Below are 21902 nucleotides of genomic sequence, written 5' to 3'. Positions count from 1 at the left end.
ATGCCAGGAATACGCGCTAAGCTCCATTTTGGGTGTCTAGTCGTGGTTGGGGCATCACGGGGGAGTTCTATGAAGTTTTCTTTTGACGCACTGCTGACCAAAGCCAGCCGCCTCGCGAAAAAGCACGGCGGAGATATCACGGTCAACCTTCCGTTCCTTTCTTTCTCCGTCGCGCCTGATGACATCGAGCGTCGGGTAGCTCGTGAAATCCTTATTCGTCTTGCAGACAAGCGCGTCCTTAGTTCCAAGGAATGCTGTGATAATTGCATCGACAACTCGCTAGCCTCTTTGCAAGAGATTCGCTCGGTGCTTGTCGAGAAGCAAGTTGAGCTTTCAGCCCTTAATGACGGCAGTGTATTTCTTCTGACTGAGTACATCGCTGAGGGTATCCGGCAGTTCCTAACTGCAACGGAGCATCATGCACGCGAGGTCATCTTACGTTCTGGTGATTCATCTAGAGAGATGTTTGTCCGAGAGAACTATTTCCAGGCACTAGAGTTGCTTCGGTTCCATATTCATAGCTGCCTGTTTCAACTCTCAAAAGTCGCGGGGGTTGAGACGCCGCGAGTCGCGGCTTATCTCCGGTCTGAGGCCGAGTGGCACCAGGTTGCTTATACGCCGCCCGCCCCTCTGTTAGTGGCGGAGGCTATGGGGTATGACGATTCATTCAAGACGACGCGACCTAGCGGGTCGATTTAACTCGAGTTTTATATAGGTCAACGCAATTCAAAGGAGAATGTTATGGCAAGAGGAGCAACATGCCCGCATTGCGGGGAACTGACGTTTCATGACAATGGCAGCATTAGTGAGTGCAGTAACTGCCGGGCCGTTGGCTGGTCTTGGAGGAAAGGAATTTCGGACGTTGGTAAAGGGCGCGGAAAGACTTGCCCAAACTGCGAGAAACTGACTCTTCATGGTGTTGGTCAACTCTCAGGCGGTCAAACTATTCGCCGCTGTGGGACATGTGATTACAGCCTCATTGTGCCTGCCTAACAATTCATCCAAGTCAAAGCCGCTTCGCGGCTTGGCTTAATTCAACGTTAGAACGCACGTCGGGCATCATCGTTAATCGCCAGGGAGAATTGGATGGCTATCTGCAAGGCATGTGGAATAGAAAAAGCTAACTTCATGTCAGACCTGTGTGGCAATTGTATGGACAAACGAGTAACTCCTAGTCCATCGGTGCAGAGCTTTTCAGCCCCTGCTCAATCCCCACCTGCAGCACAGTCCTTCGCTCAAGAGAAGGGAAGTGTATCTGCCTGCCTCGTGTTAGGCGTCGTTTTTTTACTGATTGGGCTGTATTTTCTTATCGATCCGACGACGAATTCCTCATCTCCTTATGGATCCATCGACCTGCCTAAGGTCGCAAACATCCATAAGCTGACCTTGGGTCAAACATTCTCAATTATGGGTGCAGTATTTTTGGCAGCCGGTTTGCGGCCTCGCCGCTAGTATCGCATGACAGTTCATTCAAACTGGTGCCGCTTCGCGGGGCAGCCTAATTCAGGCGTTGGGTGTCATAGGAGAATATATGCGGTACTCGTATCAAGCAGAGAAGCTGTCCTCCGCGCGTCACGCGCTGATGCTCCCTCATTCGCTGGGCGAGGCGCAGTCCATTGCTGATGCTTTTCATGAGATTTCCCTAGCGCTCCACCAACTTGATGTGAGCAAACTCAACGAGAGCGCAAAGAGGTGGATTGCCATCCTTCAGGGCTACATGGATACAACTGGAGTCAGCGATCCCGACAGCGAAGGAGCCTGGGTCGTCAAGGCTCGCACCTTCACGACTGATGACCAGATTCGCATATCAACCGCAGTAGATGAACTAGCACACTGGTTTGATTACGAAGAAGGCACCTAACAGTTAATTCAAGCCGAAGCCGCTTCGCGGCTCGGCCTAATTCAGGCGTTAGGTCCCGTATGAGCCATGACGAGAACATCAAGGTAGACCCTTGGCCGGATCCGCCGATTCCGGACTTTGACGCTGATGGACTCATGTGCCCACCGTGGATCAAATTCCCCAATCTTCCTCGCATGTCTTCCGGCTGGCGCATGGGTATTGGCGAGACATACCGGGATGGCTTCGATACATGGTGGTCCCGTCAGCCACGTCAGGTTCGTCTATCGGTTCGGGCAAAGTATCCCGAGCCGCAAGAGTGGTCCGGGTTTTGGCAGTCGCAGACCGGGGCGTAGGCAATTGATTCAAGCCGAACCTGCTTCGCGGCTCGGCTTAATTCAGGCGTTATCCGTGCCTCTGCCTCCCGGCTCCCCAGAGGCTTACCACCCATCCCCGAACCGCCCCTATATTGATCCGTCCCCGCCCCGATTCCTGCCATACTTCGGTCCAGACAGAGGGAGCCATATGGACATACAAGCAACTGGTCTTGCGATCCTCCTGTTGCTGGCGTCTACGCCTGCGTCGGCTTCTCGTCCTATCACCGATAAAGACGGCATGGTCTGCCTGTCCGGTCAGGGACTGCCTGTCAGTACGCAGGAGGGGGATGTAACCTTCCAAGTGAACGATATGGAAGTTCTGCCCCTCAACGCCGACTCGCACTTAGCGGTGTTTGTCGATGTTGCTGCACATCATCAGGCTAAGTTTGGCAACAAGGGTCAGCAGACACAGATTCTGGAAGTCGATTTCAAGCGGACGCCCAATGGGAGTGCTTGTCTTCGCTACGATCCAAACAGCCGCTTGTGGTCCGTCACGCCAAGTGACAGGGGAAATATGTGTCTGGACTGCGCGCCCGATTGGGTGCAGCAGGAGCCGGCCCACAGCTCGCCGAGCGCCCACAGGAAATAGCACCCCGATGGCAGGCGCACGTCTGACCCGGCTTCCCAGAGGCTTACCACCCTCCCAGAGGCCCCCAGGCCGGACCCAGCATCAGCCAACTCCGTCCTGGTTCTCGTCTGAGCCCTTTTGCATCAACCACTTGCATTCGACCAATTGACCGGATTCAGGCGGCCCCCTAGAATTTGCGGTTCCGCCGGAATAGCTCAGTTGGTAGAGCGGCGCATTCGTAATGCCTCCAGCGCAGTTCCGAAGCGACACTTTCAAGCATCACCGAACAAGGCCCGCGTTCGCGGGCCTTTGTTTTTACAGGTGTTTCCAGCAGACGCGGATGTATGCGTCCAGGTGGGAAGTCGACGTTTGGGGTGTAAGTTGGCTTAGTTCCGGCTTCGCATTTTCGGCCAGTTGCCACCTAAGATTCGCCTCAGACTGCAGCTGGACTGCTGGCATAATTCAAAGTGGGGGGGAACAATGATCCGAGTCTCGTCGATCCTTGGTTGGTCGTTCGCGGTCTTCACGGGAAGCCTGCATGCACAGGATTTGCAGAAACTTGATGGGGAGCCCGAAACAGTCGGTCGCTACCTGCTTTCGATGCCTGCACGCACGTTGGATCCAATCATTGAACACTGTTCCCAGAAGCTCCCCGAGCTAAGGGAAGCGTTGATGAAGGAAAGGGCGGGATTCGTCGTCAAACTTAGCGAGGCGAATAAGCCCCTAATGGCGCGATTGAATGACGACCCTGAGTTCAATGCGCCTGTGCAAGAAGTGATACGACAGCGCGTACAGACCTTCAACGATGGCGCACTCGGCAAGTTTAAGCAGTATGACCCCGCAGTCGTATGCCCGACAGTCCTGGAAAACATCCGAGGCGCTACGATAGATAAGCTTACCCAAGTGGTTCAGGACACATATCGAGCCTACCTACCAGTCGTTCGAGAGAAGAACTGACGGCAGTGAGGTTGTCCCAGTTAGCGTGCAACATGAGGTTTCAACTGAATGACTAAGCCAACCCTCGACTCCATCGCCACGGCTAAGGCCAAGTTGGAGGAGGAACTCCGCAAGCTGGAAGAACAGGAAGTCCAGCTACGCCAGCAACAGTCGGCTGACGCGTACTCCGAGATCATGAGCTTGATTGGCCAATATGGGGCCTTGTTCACGGCCAAGCAGAAGGCCGAGATTGTTACGGCTGTGGGGGCGTCCAGCCCAAGCCGTCCCAAGAAGGCTGCGGCAGCCAAAGAGGTCGCTCCCAAATACTGGTTGCCGCATTCCGGGGAGACTTGGACGGGTCGGGGTCGGTCGCCCCGTGCCTTTACGGCTTGGGAAGGGACAGCTGCCTACAAGGAATGGAAGGCAAAGCATCCCAATGAGAAGTTCCCGAAGTTCCCCGGTTGAGATGGATGCACCAGTGGCTGACGATTCTTTCGACAGGTACTTAAAGTTCATAACGCCGGTCTGGGGCGATCCAACATATTCGATTCTTAAAGCACATCTTCTGGTTGAAGAGCTGTTGCGCATCCAACTTCGTAGGGTGCTTCCGCATCCTGAGGCATTGTCAGGTTCGCGACTAACCTTCGCGCAGTTGCTTGCATTGGTTCGTGCTTGCAGTGACGTCTCGCCTGATTATTGGTGCTGGGTGGCAGTTGCTAAGCTGAACAAGCTGAGGAACATGCTTTCCCATGAAGCAGCACCAACCAATATGACCGAGAAGTTGGATGAATACGTCAGGTATGTCGTAGACAACTCCGGCGTTCCACTTCCGGTTCCTGGACTTACTACTTCGCAGAATGAGGGGCATGGCCAGCCCGCTGCAATGTACCTACCCGTCGACATGGCGACGATTGGTCTTTACTACGCGCTTACCGGCCTACTACGCATGCCGATAGGGCCCTCGACCGCTCCCGAAGGCACTTAATAGGCAGTTGCACTGCGTTCGATACGTATTGCGGGCGGTCCTCATCCAAACACCGTAAGCCGGGCTATTCATTCGTACTGAAATTGAGCCATGCAATCTCACGAGCAGTTGCTGAATAAGCACGCAGTTCACGTCGATACGTAATGGCAACCCTTTCCGGACGCCACGGTAACGGGAGGGTGCTACGGTCCGGGTATGAAGCTTAGGACCCAACGAAGGCTTGCTCTAGGCATTCTTATTGCCGTGGCGCTGCTTGCCATTGCATACGGCGTTTACTGGTGCATGGAGCCTGGCAAAGTCCATGATGCCACGACAGATGTTCTGCCTATAGCTGGGGCTCGCTAGCTCTTCCGCTACTTTCGATGCCATCATTCGCCTTTCACTGACTTGCGCGCATTCTCTGCCTTCATGCAGAGGGCGCCTCGGTGAAAACGACAACAGGCGAGGTTTTGACGGCTCTGGCCATCGTTGTTTCAGTAGCGATTGTTCTTACTGTTCTCTGGCTACTGGTTGGGCCCGTACTACAACTGGACGGGGCGCGATGGATTCCTTAAAAGGGCAGGACGGCGTGGCACATGGAGCTCTTGGCCCAGCATGAGTGGTGCCCCTGCCGGGTCTGGCAGGCGTAGGGCGTTCGAATAGGTCTATCTGCTTCTCGCCTCGTCCATCTTCTGCGCATATGAAATGACAGTTCGCTCGTCCTGAGCAGCCTGCTTCACCGAGTTTAGCCAGCGTACGGCGGCGCCTCTGTTCTTAATCAAACCACCCAAATCATCGTCCAAACACGCGGCGCAGACTTGTCCTCCAGGGCTCGGGCTGCTGCAACGAAGGCATGGAGCCACCGTCGTGGTGGCCGGCGGCCTAAGCTGGTAGACAATCTTGACCATCAATGCGGTGGCTTGGTCGGACACACTCATTTCAGTTCTCTGGTGTGGGACAGTGAGAAGGGCTGCGCATCTGCGCAGCCCTTGGTGAAGTTTATTCGGAAACTACTTCTTGCTATGTTGCGGGCCGCCTTCATTGGCTTGACGTTCCTTCGCCTGCTGGTCTCCCTGCTTGGCCTCCTTTTTGTCCGGCTGGGACTGAGGCGCTGACGGCGCGGATTTCTTCTGGTCTTTGTCTTGTGGCTGATGGTTCTGCATTACGTTCTCCTGTTTGGCGCATCCATCGTCAGATTGACGATGTCGCGTCAGGTTTATAGGGGAAGATAGGGTTACTGGTACTTGCCAGGGTTTCGCAACTGCCCTTTGCCCGGTGGCTTGATGGGGAGACGAACTTCCGTTCTGGGAAGGGCGGAAGCGTTGACTGGGGGGCGAGAAACACGAGGAGCGTGTTTGGCTTTGCCGCGTCTATTGGACTTGTCCATTTTTACTTCCTCACTTTGATTTCCAGCTCTTTCGCCACTTTTCTGGCGGTCCATTCGGATGCCAAGGAGGGGGAGCGTCCTCTTTGTCCTGGATGCCCTGCTGTGGTGTTGGTGGCCATCCCGTTCGCTTCGGGTCGGATGCGACATGCGCCAAGAAGGCGGGGGCGATGAGGCCAAGTTTTCGCCGGAGATAGTCCCGGACAGACTTCAGTGCAGCTTTCATAGGAGCCTCATCTTCCGCGTGCGCGGTCGGTATTCGTGTGACACGTCATTCCAGTGATTCGACCCAACAACGCGGCAGGAGTCCTTTCCTGCCGTCCACAGTCCCTTGTGGATTCTCGTCAGTGCTTGACTGGAGTCGGGATGTTGACCTTGTCGATGCCATGGAGAACGCCATTGGTCGAGGCGATATCCGCCTGGGTGACCTCGGCGCCATCGATGCTGAGCCTGTCGCCTGCCAGTTGGATAGGGGCAGGTTGGCCGTTCACGGTCCGCGCAGCCTCCCACTTGCCGATGTCCGCCTTGCTGCGGCGACCATTGACCAGGTGATAGTTCAGCACCGAAGTGAGCTCCGCCTTGTTCTCGGGCTTGAACCATTCTTCCAGCTTGCCCGGAGGCAGTTTGGCGAACGCTTCATCGGTAGGAGCGAAGATCGTGAAGGGGCCTGGTCCAGCCAGGGTGTCTTTCAACCCTGATTGGTTCACGGCGCGGGCGAAGGTCTTGAAGGAACCGTTGGCAGCGGCGGTATCCAGGAGGTTCTTCTCCTGGGACTTGTTTTCTTGGGTCGTGTTCATGGGTGAGCCTTGGTGTGATTTGCGGATTGCAAATCGAAGATGGCCGAAGCCAAAGCCCCGATTGCCGGGGCGAGAACTCAATGCGGAGAGTGGGTGGAAGTGCGGCGCGGCTTGAGGAGCCGTTGCGGCATTGCGCGGCAACCCAATGACCATAGCCCCATGGTTGTTACTGTGCCGTGAGTTCTGCCGTCGGTCTGAATGGCCCCATATACATCAGCGACTGCATCGCAGGAGTGCTATGTTGAGCTGCTGCTGGAATGCGAAACTCGCCTATCTCCAACGTCCGTATCGTGCCGGCTTGTACGAAAGCGAGGACGTCATGAAGACATACAAAGGGCACCGTGTCGTGAGTGCCAACTTCGGCGAGAGTATTGTCGCCCTGCAGACATCAGTGGCTGTGGAAAGGGCCGAGAACGAAGGCTGGCCCATCATTCCTATCGCAACGGAAGGGCCATCTTCCGTTGCCCGCTCTGGGGCGGTGCGGCGTGCTGCGAAGCACGTGATAAATCACTTCTGCAACGAATATAGGTTCTGGTCTGGACGGCCTGAGTCCGTACGTCGGGTGGCACACTAGGGCAACATTTGGGGTCGTAAAGACAGGTCAGGGCGTGACGTTCTTGTCGGCGGTGGGGCCGGCTGCGCCTTGGATGTGTCGAAAGCGGCGGAGAGAGTTGTCATCGACATTGAGGCCGAGTTGTTGCATTGGGAACAGGTCATCCAGAGAGGTGGCCTCCCCGGCCTAGACCACAATTTTAGGCAGCTACGTCCAACGCTGAAGTTTTCCTATGACGCCTACCTTGCCTGGAAAGGAGAGAGGCTGGAGGTTCTAGCGGACGGTCTCAAGTGCGCATACGATCGCCAAATCGAGCCCGGAAAAAGGCTCGATTGGTTCTATGCCGAACAGGTGGTACAAGCCGTCTGGCTTCGTCTGGGGGTGGACGGAAACGCATGGAAGTTGAGTAGGTAGATTTTCATGCGTCTACAAGGTTGGCAATGAGCGATTGAGCCGGCTCGCTATGCTTCTTGTGCAATGGTGGACAAGGGCGTATATGTGTAGCACATGCTGAGCGGCAGCTCATTCTCGCCAGCCACCCAAGGCGACCACACTTCCTTTCGGCACACACTCATGGCCTTGTGGCCAAGGATGCATCGTGCCCCGAGGTCGTCGTCAGGTGTTTGTCCTGCATGTAGGCGCCGCGCAGTCCGTCGGTCCGGACGAGTTGCGGGTCATGTGGGCCACTGCCTGCGATTCGTTGGATACCAAAGTGACGCGGCAGGTGCATGGGGGAGTTGAACCCAGTCGCCCCAGCTATGGCTTATGGGTTGGCGATGCGTTTGATAGACGGTCGGCGGAGGCCCGGATGCGGCAGCTTCTCATGACGCGCGGCTATCTGTTCACACTAAGGCATACCGCCCTGTAGGAGGGTATATGGCATTTGATATTGGAATTGGCAAATGCCGTTCGATGACGGGAGGGATGGTAGATGTTTGGGTAGACAGCTCGGTTGTCCAAAGACTCCTTCCGGATGTCGCGTGGAAGCAGGCAGGCGTCAGTGTGCTACGGGTCTCGCAGGCCGTTTGCAGCACGGTCAGGCCCGTGGCGGTCGGCAGGGAGGTGTTTCTTGGGAGCGATGCGCTGAATTCTAAGAGTAGCGGGTTGCTTGATTTCCACGGAGCCGGGGAGTTCACCCGTGTAAGGCTTGGGAAGTTGGTGCCTGTTGTCAGTGAGGGCCATATGCCTGCGCCCACTCGAAGAAATTCATGGCACTAGCCGGCCCTGGGGTCTTCGCTATTGTCTCGCTTGCAGCGGTGGTTATCGTTGCGCTTCTAATCTATCGAGTCCGGGATTTTCGGTCTGAAAAGACCTTCCGGTTGGCACGTGGCGACTGGAGTTATCCTGTCGCTCTGGTGGGTAGTGCGAACTTCAGAAAAGAACTTCGCGAGATCGCAGGCAGTGGATATGTTTACCACGAATGCATAGCTACCTTGCGTAAAGAACGCGGAGCCACATATGGCAAAGGTGCTGTTGCGGCATACATCGAAGGACAGAAAGCTGGATTCCTACAGGCTGACAGCGTGCGTCAGTGCCTTCGGGAGATGAGGGAAAATCGTGGGCTGGATGCAACCTGTAATGCGCTCATCATTGGAGACGCAGGAGATTCCTCGGAATTGAGTGTCTGGCTGGACCTTCCATTGCTTCGAACCCAATTCAACCCTTAGCCATGAAGGCGCCTATGCGACATCGACACGAACTAACATTTACCCTGCATGTGGGGAATCGCCAGTCGATTGGCCCTGCCGAACTCCAGTCCATGTGGCAGGAGGCGGCGCAATCGTCCGATGTAAGTGTCGGTCGGCGGACTCCAGTCTACGAACAGGCAAAGCAACCCTATTACGAGCTATGGGCTTGGCATCTTCATGACAAGGATGCCGTTGAAAGGCGGCTGAGGGGGTTGTTGGAGTCAAAGGGATACTTGTTCGGTCTCGCTGACATGACTTTCTGACCGCGTCCTCGGGACGCCGTTCGTCGGTCCGTCCTGCCAAAGAAGATTCATATCATCCCGTTGCGGACGGTCCTCATCCAAACACCGTAAGCCGGGCCATCCTACGCTCTGGGCATCGAACCCACATCGGTGCCCAGCATGCGTATCACCTTGACAAAGCGCGTTATCGCCAAAGCCCAGCCCCAGCCTAAACCTTACGAAATGCGGGACATCCTCGTTAGGGGTCTAATCCTGCGTGTCCAGCCCAGCGGGCACAAAGCTTGGGTCGTTACCTGGCAGCATGGGAAGCGCCGTACGCTCGGTTCAGTTGACCACCTCACGCTGGAGCAGGCCCGGGCGCACGCGGCTCAGGCCGTCGCTGAGGCCGTCCAGCAGCGTTTGCCGGCATTGGCGACGATCAAGCAACGGGCCTGCACCCTGCGCGAGTTCCTTGATGACCACTACGCCCCTTGGGCCGCTACCGAGCTTCGCCGGGGTAGCAAGTACGTTATGCGCATCAAGACGCACTTTCCTGACCTGCTGGACCGGTCCATGTCTGATATCGATGTAGCGACTATCAATCGCTGGTGGTCTGACCGCCTAACACCCGGTGACGGCAAGCGTGCCGTTGAACGCATCACGGCCCATCGGGACTTTGCGACGCTTCGGGCGGCTTTGTCGTATGCCGTGGAATGGCGCCTACTTGAGCGGAACCCGCTGCTGGGGATGCGTCAGAAGTCGGTGCAGGGCCGCAAGGTCGTCCGGTTCTTGTCTCTCGACGAAGAATCTCGGCTGCGGGCTGCCCTGGTAGCGCGCGATAAGAGGGGCGTGCAGGGTAGGGCGAACGCCAATGCTGAGCGCAGGCGCTACGGGCAAGCCGTGTTACCTGACTTTCCCCAGGACGGATACACCGACCATCTGACGCCTATCGTCCTGCTTGCCATGAACACTGGCATGCGTCGGGGGGAACTGCTTTCGTTGAATTGGGCGGATATTGACTTTGGTGCGAAGGTCATCACGGTGCAGGCCCGCAACGCCAAAAGCGGCAAGCAGCGCCATATTCCCATGAACGCCGAAGTGTTGCGTGTCGTGACTAGGTGGCGCGAGCAGTCGGAAAGGGCAGGACAGGTGTTCGAATCGCAGGATGTAAAAAAGGGCTGGGGTGCGCTGCTGACGGCAGCCAATATCACTGGCTTCCGCTTCCATGACCTACGCCATCATTTCGCCAGCAAGCTGGTCATGGCTGGGGTGGACTTGAATACCGTCCGGGAGCTATTGGGTCATTCGGACATCGCGATGACGCTGCGCTATGCCCACTTAGGGCCAGAGCATCTGGCATCGGCAGTGGAAAAGCTGGTCGCGTAACTACTTCGGCTGCTTTCTCGCCTTGGAGAGTATTTTTGCTCGCTCCTCGGGAGCGAGCTTGCCAAAGGCCAGTATCCACTCAGCCAAGTCTTCGCTTTCGGCAAACAGATATGCGAGGGGCACATCCAGTGCGGCCGCCATCTCCGCAGCCGTGTCCATATCAGCACGCGACGTCTGTTGCTCGTATCGATTTATTCGAACGCTACCGTTCTTCTTCGTCATCCCGAGCATGGCTCCCAGCGCGCGCTGTGAAACATCCCGCATTGCACGGGCGTCCTTCAGTCGTTGCGCAAAGATGGCAGTCGCCTTGTTGGGCAAGCGGGATCAACGGTCTATGAACCTCCCGCATGTTGACCCTTGCGCCTCACTGTGCGAAGACTCTACATTTAATGAAGAGGGGGTGTAAAGCGGTCCGAGGAAGGGGAGACCGGCTAAGCCCTTGATTCGTCGACCTAGGGGGTCTCTATGAAGCGTTTCGCCTTGCTTTGCCTGATACCTGTGCTGGCTATGGGGTGCGCGACGCGCCCCGTAGCCCTGACCGACACACAGCCCGTTCCCGCTGAGCGGGTGTTCGCCTACAACCAGCCCATCGATACCCCGAGCGGGACGCTCGTGGTCGTCAGAGACGTCGGCCACATGGCCGGGGGCTGCCCACTGGCGTTCTACATAGACGGCGTGCTGACCGCTCACCTGCGTACCGGGGAAGCTACGGCGCTGACCGTACCAGCCGGCAGCCACATCCTAGGCGCTGGCCCGACGGGCAAAGGCATGTGCGCTTGGACCAACGAAGAAGCAAACCGCCGCGAGACTGCCCACACCATTGAGCCGGGGAGCCAGTCCAAGATTCGCTTAGCGCTGACGCGCGATGGCGTCTACCAAGTCACACCCACTGCCTTCTGAGGTTCTACCAATGCGCGCAATTGGATACGTGCTGATGGGCGTGGGCGCCTTCTGGCTGCTCTATGCCTTCAACCTGGAGACAAGCGTTGTCGTTGGTTTCCGGGGCGACAGGGTTCAGAACCTCGCCCTGATGGAAAGGCGACAAACCCACCTCATCCTTGCAATAGTGACGGTGGTGGTGGGTGTGCTACTGGCTGCCCTCAGTGCGATGCAGCAGTCATGGCAAAGGACGGATGCGCCCGACGGAGGCATGGACGACTATCGCCCCTGCCCACATTGCGCAGAGCCCATCCGGCTTGAGGCGACACTCTGTCGCCATTGCCGGTCGCCCGTCGAAGCAGTCGCCGTAGAAGAAGCCGAGGTCGAACCCAGCATCGAACCGGACTTCGACCCGAACGCCATCGCGGAAGGCTCCTATCGGGAACTGGCCCGCGCTGTTGAGGGCGCAGAGCGGAACGCAAAAGCCAAAAGCACACAGAATTGATGTGCTCGCTCAGTATCGACGCGAGGATCCTGCGGTTCTCGCGTCGATGCATACATGACGACTTACTCTGCGCATTAGCTCCCCATTTATTGGTATCTAATGCGTTTACGTTTGGTCATCTCCGATAACCCCGTCCCAGCGCAGGGCATCAACTCTCACGAACGCGCCTTTCAGCTTTTCCAGGGCGATTTTGGCATCTTTGGCTGCGTGGCCTCCCATGCTCGCTAACAATCTGGCCATTACTTCATCTTCGAGTTTCAGAACGGGCTTGATAAGAAGCCTGCCTTTCATTCCTGGGACAAGAACTTTCATGCGCATATCAAATCCTTTGGCTGGAAGCTCCGCAAGATGACCTTTGCGCACTAGACCGCCTACCAGTCTGGACGCCGCTGCTTTGTCTATATCCAGCGCGCGCATAACCCCGGAACGGGTAGGGAGCCACCTCCCGGTGACGTACATTTCTTCCGGGCGAGTGCTAGCGATATAGGAGATAGCCTGCCACTCGCGCAGGCTAATGCCGATGCGCTTCTTTCGTAGCGCGCGATTCATCAACTTTTCGTAACGGGATTCCAGTTGCGCTGCAAAAGAGAACGCCATCCATGAGCCGTGCAGCTCTCTAACAGGCTTCTTCGTTGGCATCTAGTTGTTCTCAGCAAGGATGTACCGTCATTGTACCTGGGCAATATCTCGGCGCCCCGCAGCATTCCGCAAGCGGGTTTTTTGAGGTCTACTGCCAATGAAGCAAAAACGTTCAAAAACAAAGTCAGAAACAACCAAGGAAGTGAAGCCGAGCAGCGATGAGGCTCAGAGTTCGGAGGATAAGAACAAGCGTCCAGGAGACGAGCAGTTTGGGAATGGACCAGCTAGCTACAACGGCCTATTGCATGAATGCCTCATTGCCATGAGGATGGAAATGTACGACCCAGTGCTGGCGCATACATGGCAGCACCTGTTTCGTTATCTAATTCCGGCGGACGTGACCAAGATTGACCCCCTCGCAAGGCAGACCAGCCATGCGCGCTATAAAGGACATTCTTCAATCACGGCGACAATCTGCTTTGTCGAAGCTTGGGCTGCCCACAATGGATACAGCTTCAAAGACGCAGTTGAAGACCTCGACACCGAGCAATTTGAATGCATCTGGAAGGCAAGGCAAAACGCCGATTTTCTGGGCGTGGAGTACAGGGCGTATATCGAAGCCATGAACCTAATTTACGGGCCAGATGGGCCCCGTGCTGGCTTGGAGATATCTGCCCTGAGCGGTCCCTTGAGTCTGGCGCTGGCCTATCGTCAGCTACGTAGCCCGCATGCGGGGATGCCGCTCCCCGTAGAAATTGAGGCCGAAATTCTGGGCGAGGATGTCCCATATGTCCCATACAAATGAAATGTGGATGACGCAAGTTGTAAGCGTCTGAGACGGAAGGGCGAGCGGAAGCGCGAACCGCCAGGCATGTGTCAGGTCAGCTTCGAACGTGCACTGCCAGCATCGAACATGCGTACGCGGGTCATGCCCATCTCTTGTTAATCGCAATGCACGGAACCCGAAAGGCGCCTTTCGGGTTTCCTTCCTAAGTCCCATTCTCCGAAGCACGATGTGCAGCTACGGACGAGTTGCCGGCTGCCGAAATTTGGAGTTTCACTTGAATAACGAAGATCCATCCCAGTATTCAGATGTGCAGGCGCAACCAGCCAGCACCGTGCAGCCGGGTTCAAAGCAAGATTCCCGAACAACACACAGGGAGCGCATGCGCTACAACGCAGCCAAGGGATATCCGCCCGACGCAGCCTTGCGCCGGTCAGGAGCCAAGCGAAAGCCCATCCGGAACATGCGCCACTGGGGGCAAGCCATAGATCTGGGTAGGGCTCGCAAATCTGGTGATGCACGACAGGTCGCGCTACAGGAATTGGTCCTCGTGCGAACCATTCTTCCGGGCGAACATCTCGATGCCGAGCCGGAGCTCTCCAACATGGTGTTCGTGCCATATCGCTTCATGTCTCCGTATCGGCGAACGCAAGAGTTTGGACGTATTTTCGATGAAATGTATCGAGAATACCGGAAGCACTACTGGGCAAAAGATACGCGGCTGGCCCCGAGGGCGCAGCTCTATGCATGGCCAGATAACGACATCGTAGCCCTATGGCAGGCACGCCAGCATGCGGATTTTCTGGGTCTGCCGTATCGGTACTACTTGCGACGGGCCTTCGAGTATTGTTTCTCGGCAGGATACAAGCGGTGTCCAGCACCGAACCAGATATGGCGTGACCCGGTACTTAAGGCTGTGGAAGCCGAGGCCGAGCGCGGTGTCAGTCTGGCGGCCAGCAGGGAGTATTCGCCAGACCGATTGGACCCCATGTTCCTTGCCGAGAACTATCAGGGCCACCCGGTGCAGGTGGCCGCGCATGAAGACCTGGCCGAGAAAGTCAAACAGTTTCCTGATGAATTCAAGCTCGGCGCGTTACTGATGCAGGACAAAATTATCCCGGAGCGCATTGCGCGCGAACGGTTCGGGGACGCGCGCGTCGACAGAACGCTATCCGAATACGTCCCGTTCAAGCCGCGCGAGATGGGCGAGCCATTGCCTGCGGATGCACATCCAATGCTGGGTTGCTTCGGGACGTATCGTGCGGCTTCCGATGTTTGCCGCGCATGTCCAGCAGCACCTTCATGCAGGACGTTAGACGCCGATGTTCGTGCCGCCTTGGTAGCCCGGTACGGCACTGACACGCCGAGAGCGGCAAAGGAGACCAGCGATGCGACCGAACGCAAACGCCGTCAACGGAAACGTGAGCGATTGGACCGGGAGGCTGGACGGAAAGGTGGCGCCGAGGAGGGACGGGAAAAGGGCTGATTTAAGCCTGCTTTCCAGTCCGGTAGGGTGTCACGAATCCTATACATTTATAATTACTACTTAGAAGGGTAGTTATAAATAAGCAAAATTCGTGACATCAGACGGGGTTCTTTTGCGCTCGCACTCCCCATTTCCCTTCGGTGTCATCGGGGCCTACGGCCCCTTGCCACCATCTGGATATGTATTGCGCGCCCCTGCGGGGCACGCAATGGCTTTTTAGACCGAGATTGGAGAGAAGAGGAGCAGAAGTAGTACACCACCCGCCCCAACTTCCGGAATGCCTCCACGATCGAACCGGAACTCCTACAGGGCGTTCCGGTGTTTTCGTTGCGCAATCTCACGGGACGAACCACGCGGGGCTTAGGGCGCTTCCTGTTGCGTTCTAGGCATAAATTGCGAAGCAACTCCATGCCGAACGCAAAGAAACCCCATGCCATTAGTAGTGCTTGTCCAATGTCGCATCCACCTGACTGAGCGGGCATTCAATCGGAGACCTACACCTGACGAGGGCGTTCAGGCTTGTATGAAGTGCCAGCCCAAGTTTTGCCTTACACCAACGGCATTGCTTGTCGCTTGCCCAGTTACCCAACATCGAGAAAACTTGCTGCATAGCCTAGCGAACACCCAATAGGCAGTCGGCTAGGTGGTTTAATCAGCCTTAGGTGGGGATATTTAAAGCCAAAGCGTATTCAAATAATTATCTAAAGCCCATTTCCCATGTAATCCGCGGGGGTGTCATTTATCAAAGAACCAAATGCCGATCCCGATTAACAAAAATACCGCGCAGACAATATGGGAGATCGCAAAAATAACAAGCGCGCATCTATCGAGAGTGGAGGCTAATCGAAAAACATGCGTCCATCCCTTGTAGGGATACTTATCAAGGAAATAATCTCGCTCTAGGAATTCTGGCGACCCCAGATCAATCCAAAGGTCTTTATCTGCGCTTCTCAGTCTGGCTACTAGATACTCTCTTGATACAATGGCCGTCGCCAGGGACAGCAGAAATACAGAGAACACGTGCGTAATATTCATTCCGAGCAACCACATTGGGCCCAAGAAACACCATTTTCTCCGCCTGAAATTTCAGACGTTCCAACCAAGTACATTGCCGACGCATCCCACCCCGCCTGTCCACCGATGCCGATCGAAGACACGTTTCCGATTGTAACCGCGTTTCCGATGGCCGCTATCGGCCAGAAGCGGGCATCACCGCCCTGGCACACCAGCAGGATAGGCGCGGCTCATGACGTCTCCAAACGTCAGGCCGTCCAGCTCCTTGCGACATGACCGGAGTACGGATTGGCCGCCAAAGGTGTCAGTCAGAAACTGTTGGCCGGGAATCGGCTCAGAGGTGAGGCACCCAAGCGGCGCAAGAATAATTCCCTCGGCCAGTGCCAAGCGGAGGCGATCTTCTGGTGCAAGGGACTCGACCAATCGTGCATGGCTGCTATCAAACGCGGCGTCCGAACTGCCATCGATCTTCGGCACGGAACTACACGCAGAAGCTGCCAGCGCAGAAGCCAAGGCGAACACAACGATTGCGAGCTCTCGTGATCTCACCTGCTACTCCTTTACCGAAAACGGAAATTGCCTGATGGCCGCTATCGGCCAGAAGCGGACATCGACCAATGCTCACGTTCAGCCGGGACGCGACCACAGTAGCCCATCAAACTGACCCACTACCCTGTACCCTGATGCGTGGATGTCGGCTACCACGTGTTGTGGGCGAAGACCTACGCATCTCTTGCAGCAGTTAATGTCCCATGCTCCCTCAGCAGGAACTGGACGTAGCTGCGAATCAAATTGCAGAACAAGAGGGCTTGATTCTGATCAAGGTCAACCCCTCGATCTAGATCAGTACCATGCCTCACTCCTCCGCCGGTAGGGGATGAGAGGTAGCCGTGCATAGTAGTGATCCAACCTAGAACTTGCTCAAGCGTGCTCCCCGAGTGCTTGGAGCGGATATCGCGAACGATGTTATTGAAGTATTTTCCTTCAATCTTTCCGGAGCCGGTTTCCAGCCCTCTAAAAGCAGTGGCTACTGTCTCAAGCAGCCACAGCGATTCCTGAACAGCTTCTCGTGGCCTGCCCTCAGTGAGGAGTTCTTCAGACCTCTTAAGAGACTTCTCAATCTTATCCCTGGCTCTCTGCTCCATCGATGGCTCTGGAACCGAAACCGGAACGGGTTTGCTGCCCGCTTCGCGGGCCACTAGGTCAGGCGGGCGTATCTCGTATCCGATGTTGTTCTTTGCCAAAACTCTATTGATGAAATCAGCATTGGGAATGAACCACTGCGGTTGTCGAGTCTGAAGCTGTTCAAATCCGTTGACCAATTGCTCAACGAATAACGCTGCGTTCTCTGCTGCATGCCTCATTGCACTGTGCAGATCCGACTCGGCCCAGCTCTCGCTTGAGCTCCTTGAGGATGTTCCGAAGGAGCCCTTGAAGTGCTCAAGAAGCAGCCAACGATCAGTGCCCTGACTGATTACTTTCTCAATAACTTCAGCGAACTCCCAGACGGCTGTGTCAGGAATGCTTGAATTGATGAACGCTCCATCGGGTGGCGGAGTGAAGCGCCAAGTACCTGGGAAGCGAAGTCCCACTATGTGTTCTCCGTTGGCGCCTAGCGCCTTAGTTAAGCCGACCCACGAAGAGGCGCCGGCTTAGGCGAATCCTTATACACTGCTGTTTAAGCGCTGTTCAATGAGCTTTTCGATCAGGTCATTGATGTAATCCAAACATAGCGGAGCCAAGCGGACATATGCACGTTCGAGATCTCCCAGTGGCTCCCCAAGCGTCCAGCCTGGATATGCAGCGAGTTCCTCCGACACCTTTCCGCTGTGCTTCACGCAGTTGTTCAGGGCGCGTGTCTCATCGGCGGCTACGTAGTTGCTTACGGTTTGCAAATCAAGGCCGGTTGCTAGAAGCGCGGCCTTGAGCTGATTGAACTTGAACAGCTGCGCGGGATTGATACTGGGGTGCGCAGTCGTAACTGCTCGTTTGGTCAATATTTCAATCCTTTTGTACAGCGCCACGATGGAGAGCTCGCTGGCGAGTGGTTTCAATTCTTCGTAAAAGCCAACCTCATCATCTATGAGCATCTCCTCAAACCCTTGCAGGGACTGATCTAGCTCCGCATCCGCTGCAAGTGATGCGTGCTTGTCAGCCAACTCGGCCTTGGCACGGCTCACATACGAGCCGACCGCCGCCACCAGGTGATCTATCTGCTCGAAGTCATCCTGCTTAAGGAAGCGGAGCCGTAATGCGACGAAATCATGTTTCGCAAACCCCATATCTATGTTCCCCGTTTGACTATCCAATAGCCGGATCCCTAGCTCCGGTTACACGACCAATACACAGCGCCGGTAAGGCGCGCTGTCCCCTTGATACGGGTCGATCTTAGGGCGACTGGGTGCGGCCAACAACCGGACGTATGGCTGGACCCTGAAACGTCCAAGGCATGCGCTCAGGCGAATGCCCGCTTTGGGTCGAAAGCGGACATTACACCTGGTTCAATGGGCGTGTTGGCAGGCCAGTCAACGTTGGCTATCCTGCCGGTGTACAAGGACAGGAAGGGGAATCCATGCGTAGGACGACCGGTACCAGATGGGCCGGACTACTGGCAGTAACTATCGGGGTAGCCCTTTGCGCACAAGCACAAGAGTATCGGGATACAGCGGTACCCAATTCCCAGATAGCCAATGTCCTGCGCGACGTAGCCCAGTGGCATGACTTCCAGTACCCCGACTGCAGGTACACAGGGCCGGTGGGTTCGGTCCGCGCTGAGGCTGAAAACGGCAACGAGGAGCGCTGGACCATCGCGGGCTGCGATGGAAGACAGTTCACTTATCGTGTGTCGGTGGTGTCGCAGAATCAGGGTGCTGTCACGGTCTTGGTCGGCAATGTAGGTGGCGCGCCCGTAAAGCAGAAGTCCAAGTTGGGTCAGGACCAGCGCGAACAATCGTGTGAAGACATCGCCAAGGAACTCGCTTCATTGGGGGACGACATCGACAAGGTGCCGGACGACAAGGTCAGCCGGATGGCCCAGTTAACTGCTGACAATGCCGCTTGTCAGGGTGCGGCAAAAGCCGAAGGCGACCGTTAGAACGCAACCAGCGCGCGTCTGGGCCGCTTTGTGCTGCCTGACGTGCCGATAGCGCTTGATGCATCGGAACGCGCCAGACAGCGATTGGTGCGCTTTGGGGTGCATCCATGGACAAGGCGAGGTCAGTGGTAAGTTACGCTTGCTGAGAAAGGGCGTATCGGCGCCGGCTTAAGGGACGTCACCCAAGACGGGTAGGGGCGTTGGGTGGGTGCGGTAGTGCTTGATCCATAAGGGGGTAGGGAACCAACCCAGCGTTCGGGGCGACGCATCATAGGTGCGCCGCTCTGCCGTATCATCCCAATGAGGATGATCCTCATTATGGCAAGCAGATGCCCACAGCTCTAGATGAACGCCTTAGCCGTCGATTCTGGTTTGAGCACAGTTCTGGGGAACGCTTGTATCCCTACAAGATGCGGGATAGCAAGACGGGGCGCGTGACCTACCGTGTCGCCGTGGGGCGGGCAGGCGCAAACAAGTTGGTAAACCAGTTGCAGCTGGACGATGTAGAAGACGTGTATCGCTATGTATTTGGCAAGAATTATTCTGTTCGCTTGTGCTCAGCGGACGGCAAGACTGAGGGCCTTTACGCCAAAGATGGCTACAGCATTGTTCGGACGTCCGAAGACTAGCCAAATGCTGGGCGGGGCCAATGTCAGCTCCCCTGACTGACCCGAATGCGGGTGATCCGTGTTACGGGGCATGGAAGTCCTAGAAAGGTGCCGGAAACGCTACCCCGAGCGCGCCGAAGTGGAGGGTAGGGAGGATGCACTCCATACAGGCACTTTACGCTGGGTTAGAGGCGTGCGGCGATGACTGTGAATGCGATCAATCCTACATAGAAGCCAAGCACCTTCCAGCCCGTGTCGAAGATCTTTAGGAACTTCTCGTGCGAGGTGACAAGTGAGGTCTTCTTCCTCACCCACACGCTGACCACAGAGAACACCGCAGTTGAGATAACGAAAATGAAAGAAAAAATGGTGATGAACTGGATCGCGCCGTCGGACCAAGCATCCCGTTTGTGAATGTAGAATGCGACAACCGAAAGTGATGCTAGAAGGGTGACCTGCGCGCCGAGGATCCAGAGCGTCAGATCCCCTGCTAGTCGCCGAATCACTCCGCCTATCATGCCTGCAACGGTGTCTTGGCCCCAGTATCTGGGTGCCACGTGCTCCAGATCTTTAAGCAGCATTGCTGGTACACAGAAGATGAAGCAGGCCACCATTACGTCGACAATGACCGGTATCAGACTTTCCTGACTTCCAATAAATGCATCTATTGGCGAGAAATCTGCCTTCTTCGAAGCGTGTCGGAAGGCAAGAGATGCGACCGCAAGCCAAACTAGGGTTCGAAAGCCAAGGTCAAGAAACAAGTTGGATTTTAGCTTGTCATCAAACCAGGTCTTATCGGTCGACATGAAGAGTTTCTACTAGTCGAAGAGCGTGAGTTGGTCATCTGTTTCTAGAGGGACTACGTGACTTACGATCAATGTAGGCCGACGTTCGACCTCCACGTGTTGTTTGGCGAGTCGGCTGACAGTTGCGAAGACTCTGCATCGCAGAAAGAGTGCCGGTTTGAACTGGACAATGCTTCCAGCTTCTGGAATGCAGTTGAGAACATGTCCAGCGTACTCAAGTCCGAGCGAGTTCGTATTCTCGTTTCCTCGGGTCAACTTTCCTTCCAACTGAACCTGCTGGCCGTGTTCGAGCTCGGGGAACAGGAAGTCCTCGTCTTGGGGCTCCTGCTGGTGTCCTAGGTAGATCTTGTCAGACGTTGATATTTCTACCTCATCTATGGCGCCGTCAGTCTTGCTTGCGATGATAAGTTTCCTCTCATCTTCAATGGGCTGTGTCAGCTTACGCAGCGGCTGTGTCGGGAGACTTAGATACCATTTCAGGTACTCGAAGGGTACGTAGATTACCTCGCCTTCTTGGTTCGGTATTCCGACCTTGCCTTCATTGGCTCTCCAAGAGATGTCAGTCGAACTGAAGTCGAGCGAACCTTTGGTGTGCTTGAGAACGCGTGCTAGCCATTTGAGCGCGTCTATAGATTTCTTTAGGACATCCTTCAACCCAACGTCAGCGAAGTCTCGCTCGGCCATCTTCTCGGCAGCCTTCTTTACGTAAGAGGCCGTAAAGATTCCGATTCCGCCAAGTATCACAATCTCCCAAGAGCCCTGTTTAGTCCTTACATTGATTTCGTAGTCCGTCGAAGCTAGATCACGAGACTGTTGTCTGTTGAAAAATTTGAGCAACTCGTCTACTGCCAGTAGCGATTTCCCGGCGGCGTCTGCGCCAATAGACCCATCGGGGACGGATTTTCCAACGAACTTCACATAGCCAACGCCTTCTTCCCTATCCATAACTCAGGAATCCTTTTTATGGAGTCATGATCGTTGAACAGTTAGACGCCGTATCGCTTCCGCCCACCCGAGGTGATGCAGTAGCGTCCACCCCGAGGGCCAATGCACACCCGGTTGCCCGAACAGGGGCAATTGCTATCCGAATAGTTGGATCGGGCTGGTTGGTAGTTGGTACGCGGTCTTGGCTTTGGCGAATAACAGCCGAGCCCTGAGCAAAGCAGCTTCGATGACACCCAGCGTTCTGGTGAACCCGTGGGAGTGATCCGGGCCCAGCCATTTCTACGTTCGTATACGTGGACCGAGTCGCCACCAGTCGACTTGTCCACTAAGGTTCCATTGGGTGAAGAGCGCTGATTCAGCGAAGTCGCCGCAACGTACATTGGCTCAGCAGGCTCGGCTACGGGTGTCTGTACCAGTAACGGCGAGGTTGCTGCTGTGGTGACGGGAGTAGTGTCCTGCTTGCGGTGGTCATCCTCGCCACCCCGACACAT

Annotated in this window: 22 protein-coding genes; 14 read left to right on the top strand and 8 right to left on the bottom strand. The window is 55.8% G+C overall.

All coding sequences use genetic code 11. The annotated features are described in order from the left end of the window. The first annotated feature begins 69 nt into the window (after nt 1–69). From FHW78_RS16255 to FHW78_RS16225, 7 genes are all read left to right on the top strand, one after another. Nucleotides 70–699 carry a hypothetical protein gene (locus FHW78_RS16255; RefSeq protein ID WP_183643004.1) on the top strand — a complete coding sequence of 210 codons (630 nt, stop codon included), beginning with the start codon at nt 70–72 and terminating at the stop codon, nt 697–699. A 387-nt stretch (nt 700–1086) separates the two neighbouring features. Then, nucleotides 1087–1452 carry a hypothetical protein gene (locus FHW78_RS16250; protein ID WP_183643001.1) on the top strand — a complete coding sequence of 122 codons (366 nt, stop codon included), beginning with the start codon at nt 1087–1089 and terminating at the stop codon, nt 1450–1452. Nucleotides 1453–1531: 79 nt separating this feature from the next. Next, complete coding sequence (locus tag FHW78_RS16245; RefSeq protein ID WP_183642998.1) at nt 1532–1861, top strand: hypothetical protein; 330 nt, start codon at nt 1532–1534, stop codon at nt 1859–1861. Between the two features lie 501 nt (nt 1862–2362). Then, the gene (locus tag FHW78_RS16240) at nt 2363–2803 is read left to right on the top strand and encodes a hypothetical protein (protein WP_183642995.1); all 441 of its coding nucleotides are present in this window, start codon (nt 2363–2365) and stop codon (nt 2801–2803) included. 459 nt (nt 2804–3262) lie between these two features. Beyond that, nucleotides 3263–3739, top strand: coding sequence for a hypothetical protein (locus FHW78_RS16235; RefSeq protein ID WP_183642992.1), 477 nt, complete (start codon nt 3263–3265; stop codon nt 3737–3739). A gap of 48 nt (nt 3740–3787) precedes the next feature. Beyond that, nucleotides 3788–4183: an H-NS family nucleoid-associated regulatory protein gene (locus FHW78_RS16230; RefSeq protein WP_183642989.1), complete on the top strand. Its 396-nt coding sequence runs from the start codon at nt 3788–3790 to the stop codon at nt 4181–4183. Between the two features lie 13 nt (nt 4184–4196). Then, nucleotides 4197–4703: a hypothetical protein gene (locus tag FHW78_RS16225; protein ID WP_183642986.1), complete on the top strand. Its 507-nt coding sequence runs from the start codon at nt 4197–4199 to the stop codon at nt 4701–4703. Nucleotides 4704–5692: 989 nt separating this feature from the next. Here FHW78_RS16225 and FHW78_RS20055 read toward each other — a convergent pair. Then, complete coding sequence (locus FHW78_RS20055) at nt 5693–5845, bottom strand: hypothetical protein (RefSeq protein ID WP_203321524.1); 153 nt, start codon at nt 5843–5845, stop codon at nt 5693–5695. Between the two features lie 565 nt (nt 5846–6410). After that, nucleotides 6411–6863 (bottom strand): fasciclin domain-containing protein, encoded by a 453-nt coding sequence (locus tag FHW78_RS16215; protein ID WP_183642980.1) that lies wholly within the window; start codon nt 6861–6863, stop codon nt 6411–6413. Between the two features lie 1761 nt (nt 6864–8624). On the opposite strand from FHW78_RS16215, the gene FHW78_RS16210 reads away from it, so the two are divergent. Together FHW78_RS16210 and FHW78_RS16205 are read left to right on the top strand one after the other, a co-directional pair. After that, a complete protein-coding gene (locus FHW78_RS16210) occupies nt 8625–9083 on the top strand; it encodes a hypothetical protein (protein WP_183642977.1) in 459 nt (152 codons plus the stop codon). 422 nt (nt 9084–9505) lie between these two features. Beyond that, a complete protein-coding gene (locus FHW78_RS16205) occupies nt 9506–10711 on the top strand; it encodes a site-specific integrase (protein WP_183642974.1) in 1206 nt (401 codons plus the stop codon). Here FHW78_RS16205 and FHW78_RS16200 read toward each other — a convergent pair whose 3' ends face one another. Next, nucleotides 10712–11029: a helix-turn-helix transcriptional regulator gene (locus tag FHW78_RS16200; protein WP_255443326.1), complete on the bottom strand. Its 318-nt coding sequence runs from the start codon at nt 11027–11029 to the stop codon at nt 10712–10714. A gap of 147 nt (nt 11030–11176) precedes the next feature. Between FHW78_RS16200 and FHW78_RS16195 the strand changes: the two genes are divergently transcribed. Together FHW78_RS16195 and FHW78_RS16190 are read left to right on the top strand one after the other, a co-directional pair. After that, nucleotides 11177–11611, top strand: a complete 435-nt coding sequence (locus FHW78_RS16195) for a hypothetical protein (RefSeq protein WP_183642971.1) — start codon at nt 11177–11179, stop codon at nt 11609–11611. A 10-nt stretch (nt 11612–11621) separates the two neighbouring features. After that, complete coding sequence (locus tag FHW78_RS16190; RefSeq protein WP_183642968.1) at nt 11622–12095, top strand: hypothetical protein; 474 nt, start codon at nt 11622–11624, stop codon at nt 12093–12095. Nucleotides 12096–12200: 105 nt separating this feature from the next. Here the strand turns inward: FHW78_RS16190 and FHW78_RS16185 are convergent, their stop codons facing one another. Then, nucleotides 12201–12734, bottom strand: a complete 534-nt coding sequence (locus FHW78_RS16185; RefSeq protein ID WP_183642965.1) for a MarR family winged helix-turn-helix transcriptional regulator — start codon at nt 12732–12734, stop codon at nt 12201–12203. Nucleotides 12735–12831: 97 nt separating this feature from the next. On the opposite strand from FHW78_RS16185, the gene FHW78_RS16180 reads away from it, so the two are divergent. After that, nucleotides 12832–13479: a hypothetical protein gene (locus FHW78_RS16180; protein ID WP_183642961.1), complete on the top strand. Its 648-nt coding sequence runs from the start codon at nt 12832–12834 to the stop codon at nt 13477–13479. A gap of 256 nt (nt 13480–13735) precedes the next feature. Continuing rightward, entirely contained in the window at nt 13736–14944 is a 1209-nt protein-coding gene (locus FHW78_RS16175) for a hypothetical protein (protein WP_183642958.1), read from the top strand. Nucleotides 14945–16680: 1736 nt separating this feature from the next. Here the strand turns inward: FHW78_RS16175 and FHW78_RS16170 are convergent. Then, nucleotides 16681–17550 (bottom strand): hypothetical protein, encoded by an 870-nt coding sequence (locus FHW78_RS16170; protein ID WP_221189025.1) that lies wholly within the window; start codon nt 17548–17550, stop codon nt 16681–16683. Nucleotides 17551–17622: 72 nt separating this feature from the next. After that, on the bottom strand, nt 17623–18240 hold the full coding sequence (locus tag FHW78_RS16165; RefSeq protein ID WP_183642955.1) for a hypothetical protein: 618 nt from the start codon (nt 18238–18240) through the stop codon (nt 17623–17625). 473 nt (nt 18241–18713) lie between these two features. Here FHW78_RS16165 and FHW78_RS16160 point away from each other — a divergent pair, with 473 nt between their 5' ends. Beyond that, on the top strand, nt 18714–19052 hold the full coding sequence (locus FHW78_RS16160; protein ID WP_183642952.1) for a hypothetical protein: 339 nt from the start codon (nt 18714–18716) through the stop codon (nt 19050–19052). A gap of 793 nt (nt 19053–19845) precedes the next feature. Here the strand turns inward: FHW78_RS16160 and FHW78_RS16155 are convergent. Beyond that, a complete protein-coding gene (locus FHW78_RS16155; RefSeq protein WP_183642949.1) occupies nt 19846–20466 on the bottom strand; it encodes a hypothetical protein in 621 nt (206 codons plus the stop codon). 12 nt (nt 20467–20478) lie between these two features. Further along, entirely contained in the window at nt 20479–21411 is a 933-nt protein-coding gene (locus FHW78_RS16150) for a hypothetical protein (RefSeq protein ID WP_183642946.1), read from the bottom strand. Between the last annotated feature and the right edge of the window lie 491 nt (nt 21412–21902).

Source organism: Pseudoxanthomonas sp. OG2 (genome assembly GCF_014192765.1).
Classification (GTDB): domain Bacteria; phylum Pseudomonadota; class Gammaproteobacteria; order Xanthomonadales; family Xanthomonadaceae; genus Pseudoxanthomonas_A; species Pseudoxanthomonas_A beigongshangi.
Note: the sequence above shows the minus strand (reverse complement) of the source record. Positions and strands in the feature narration are given on the sequence as shown.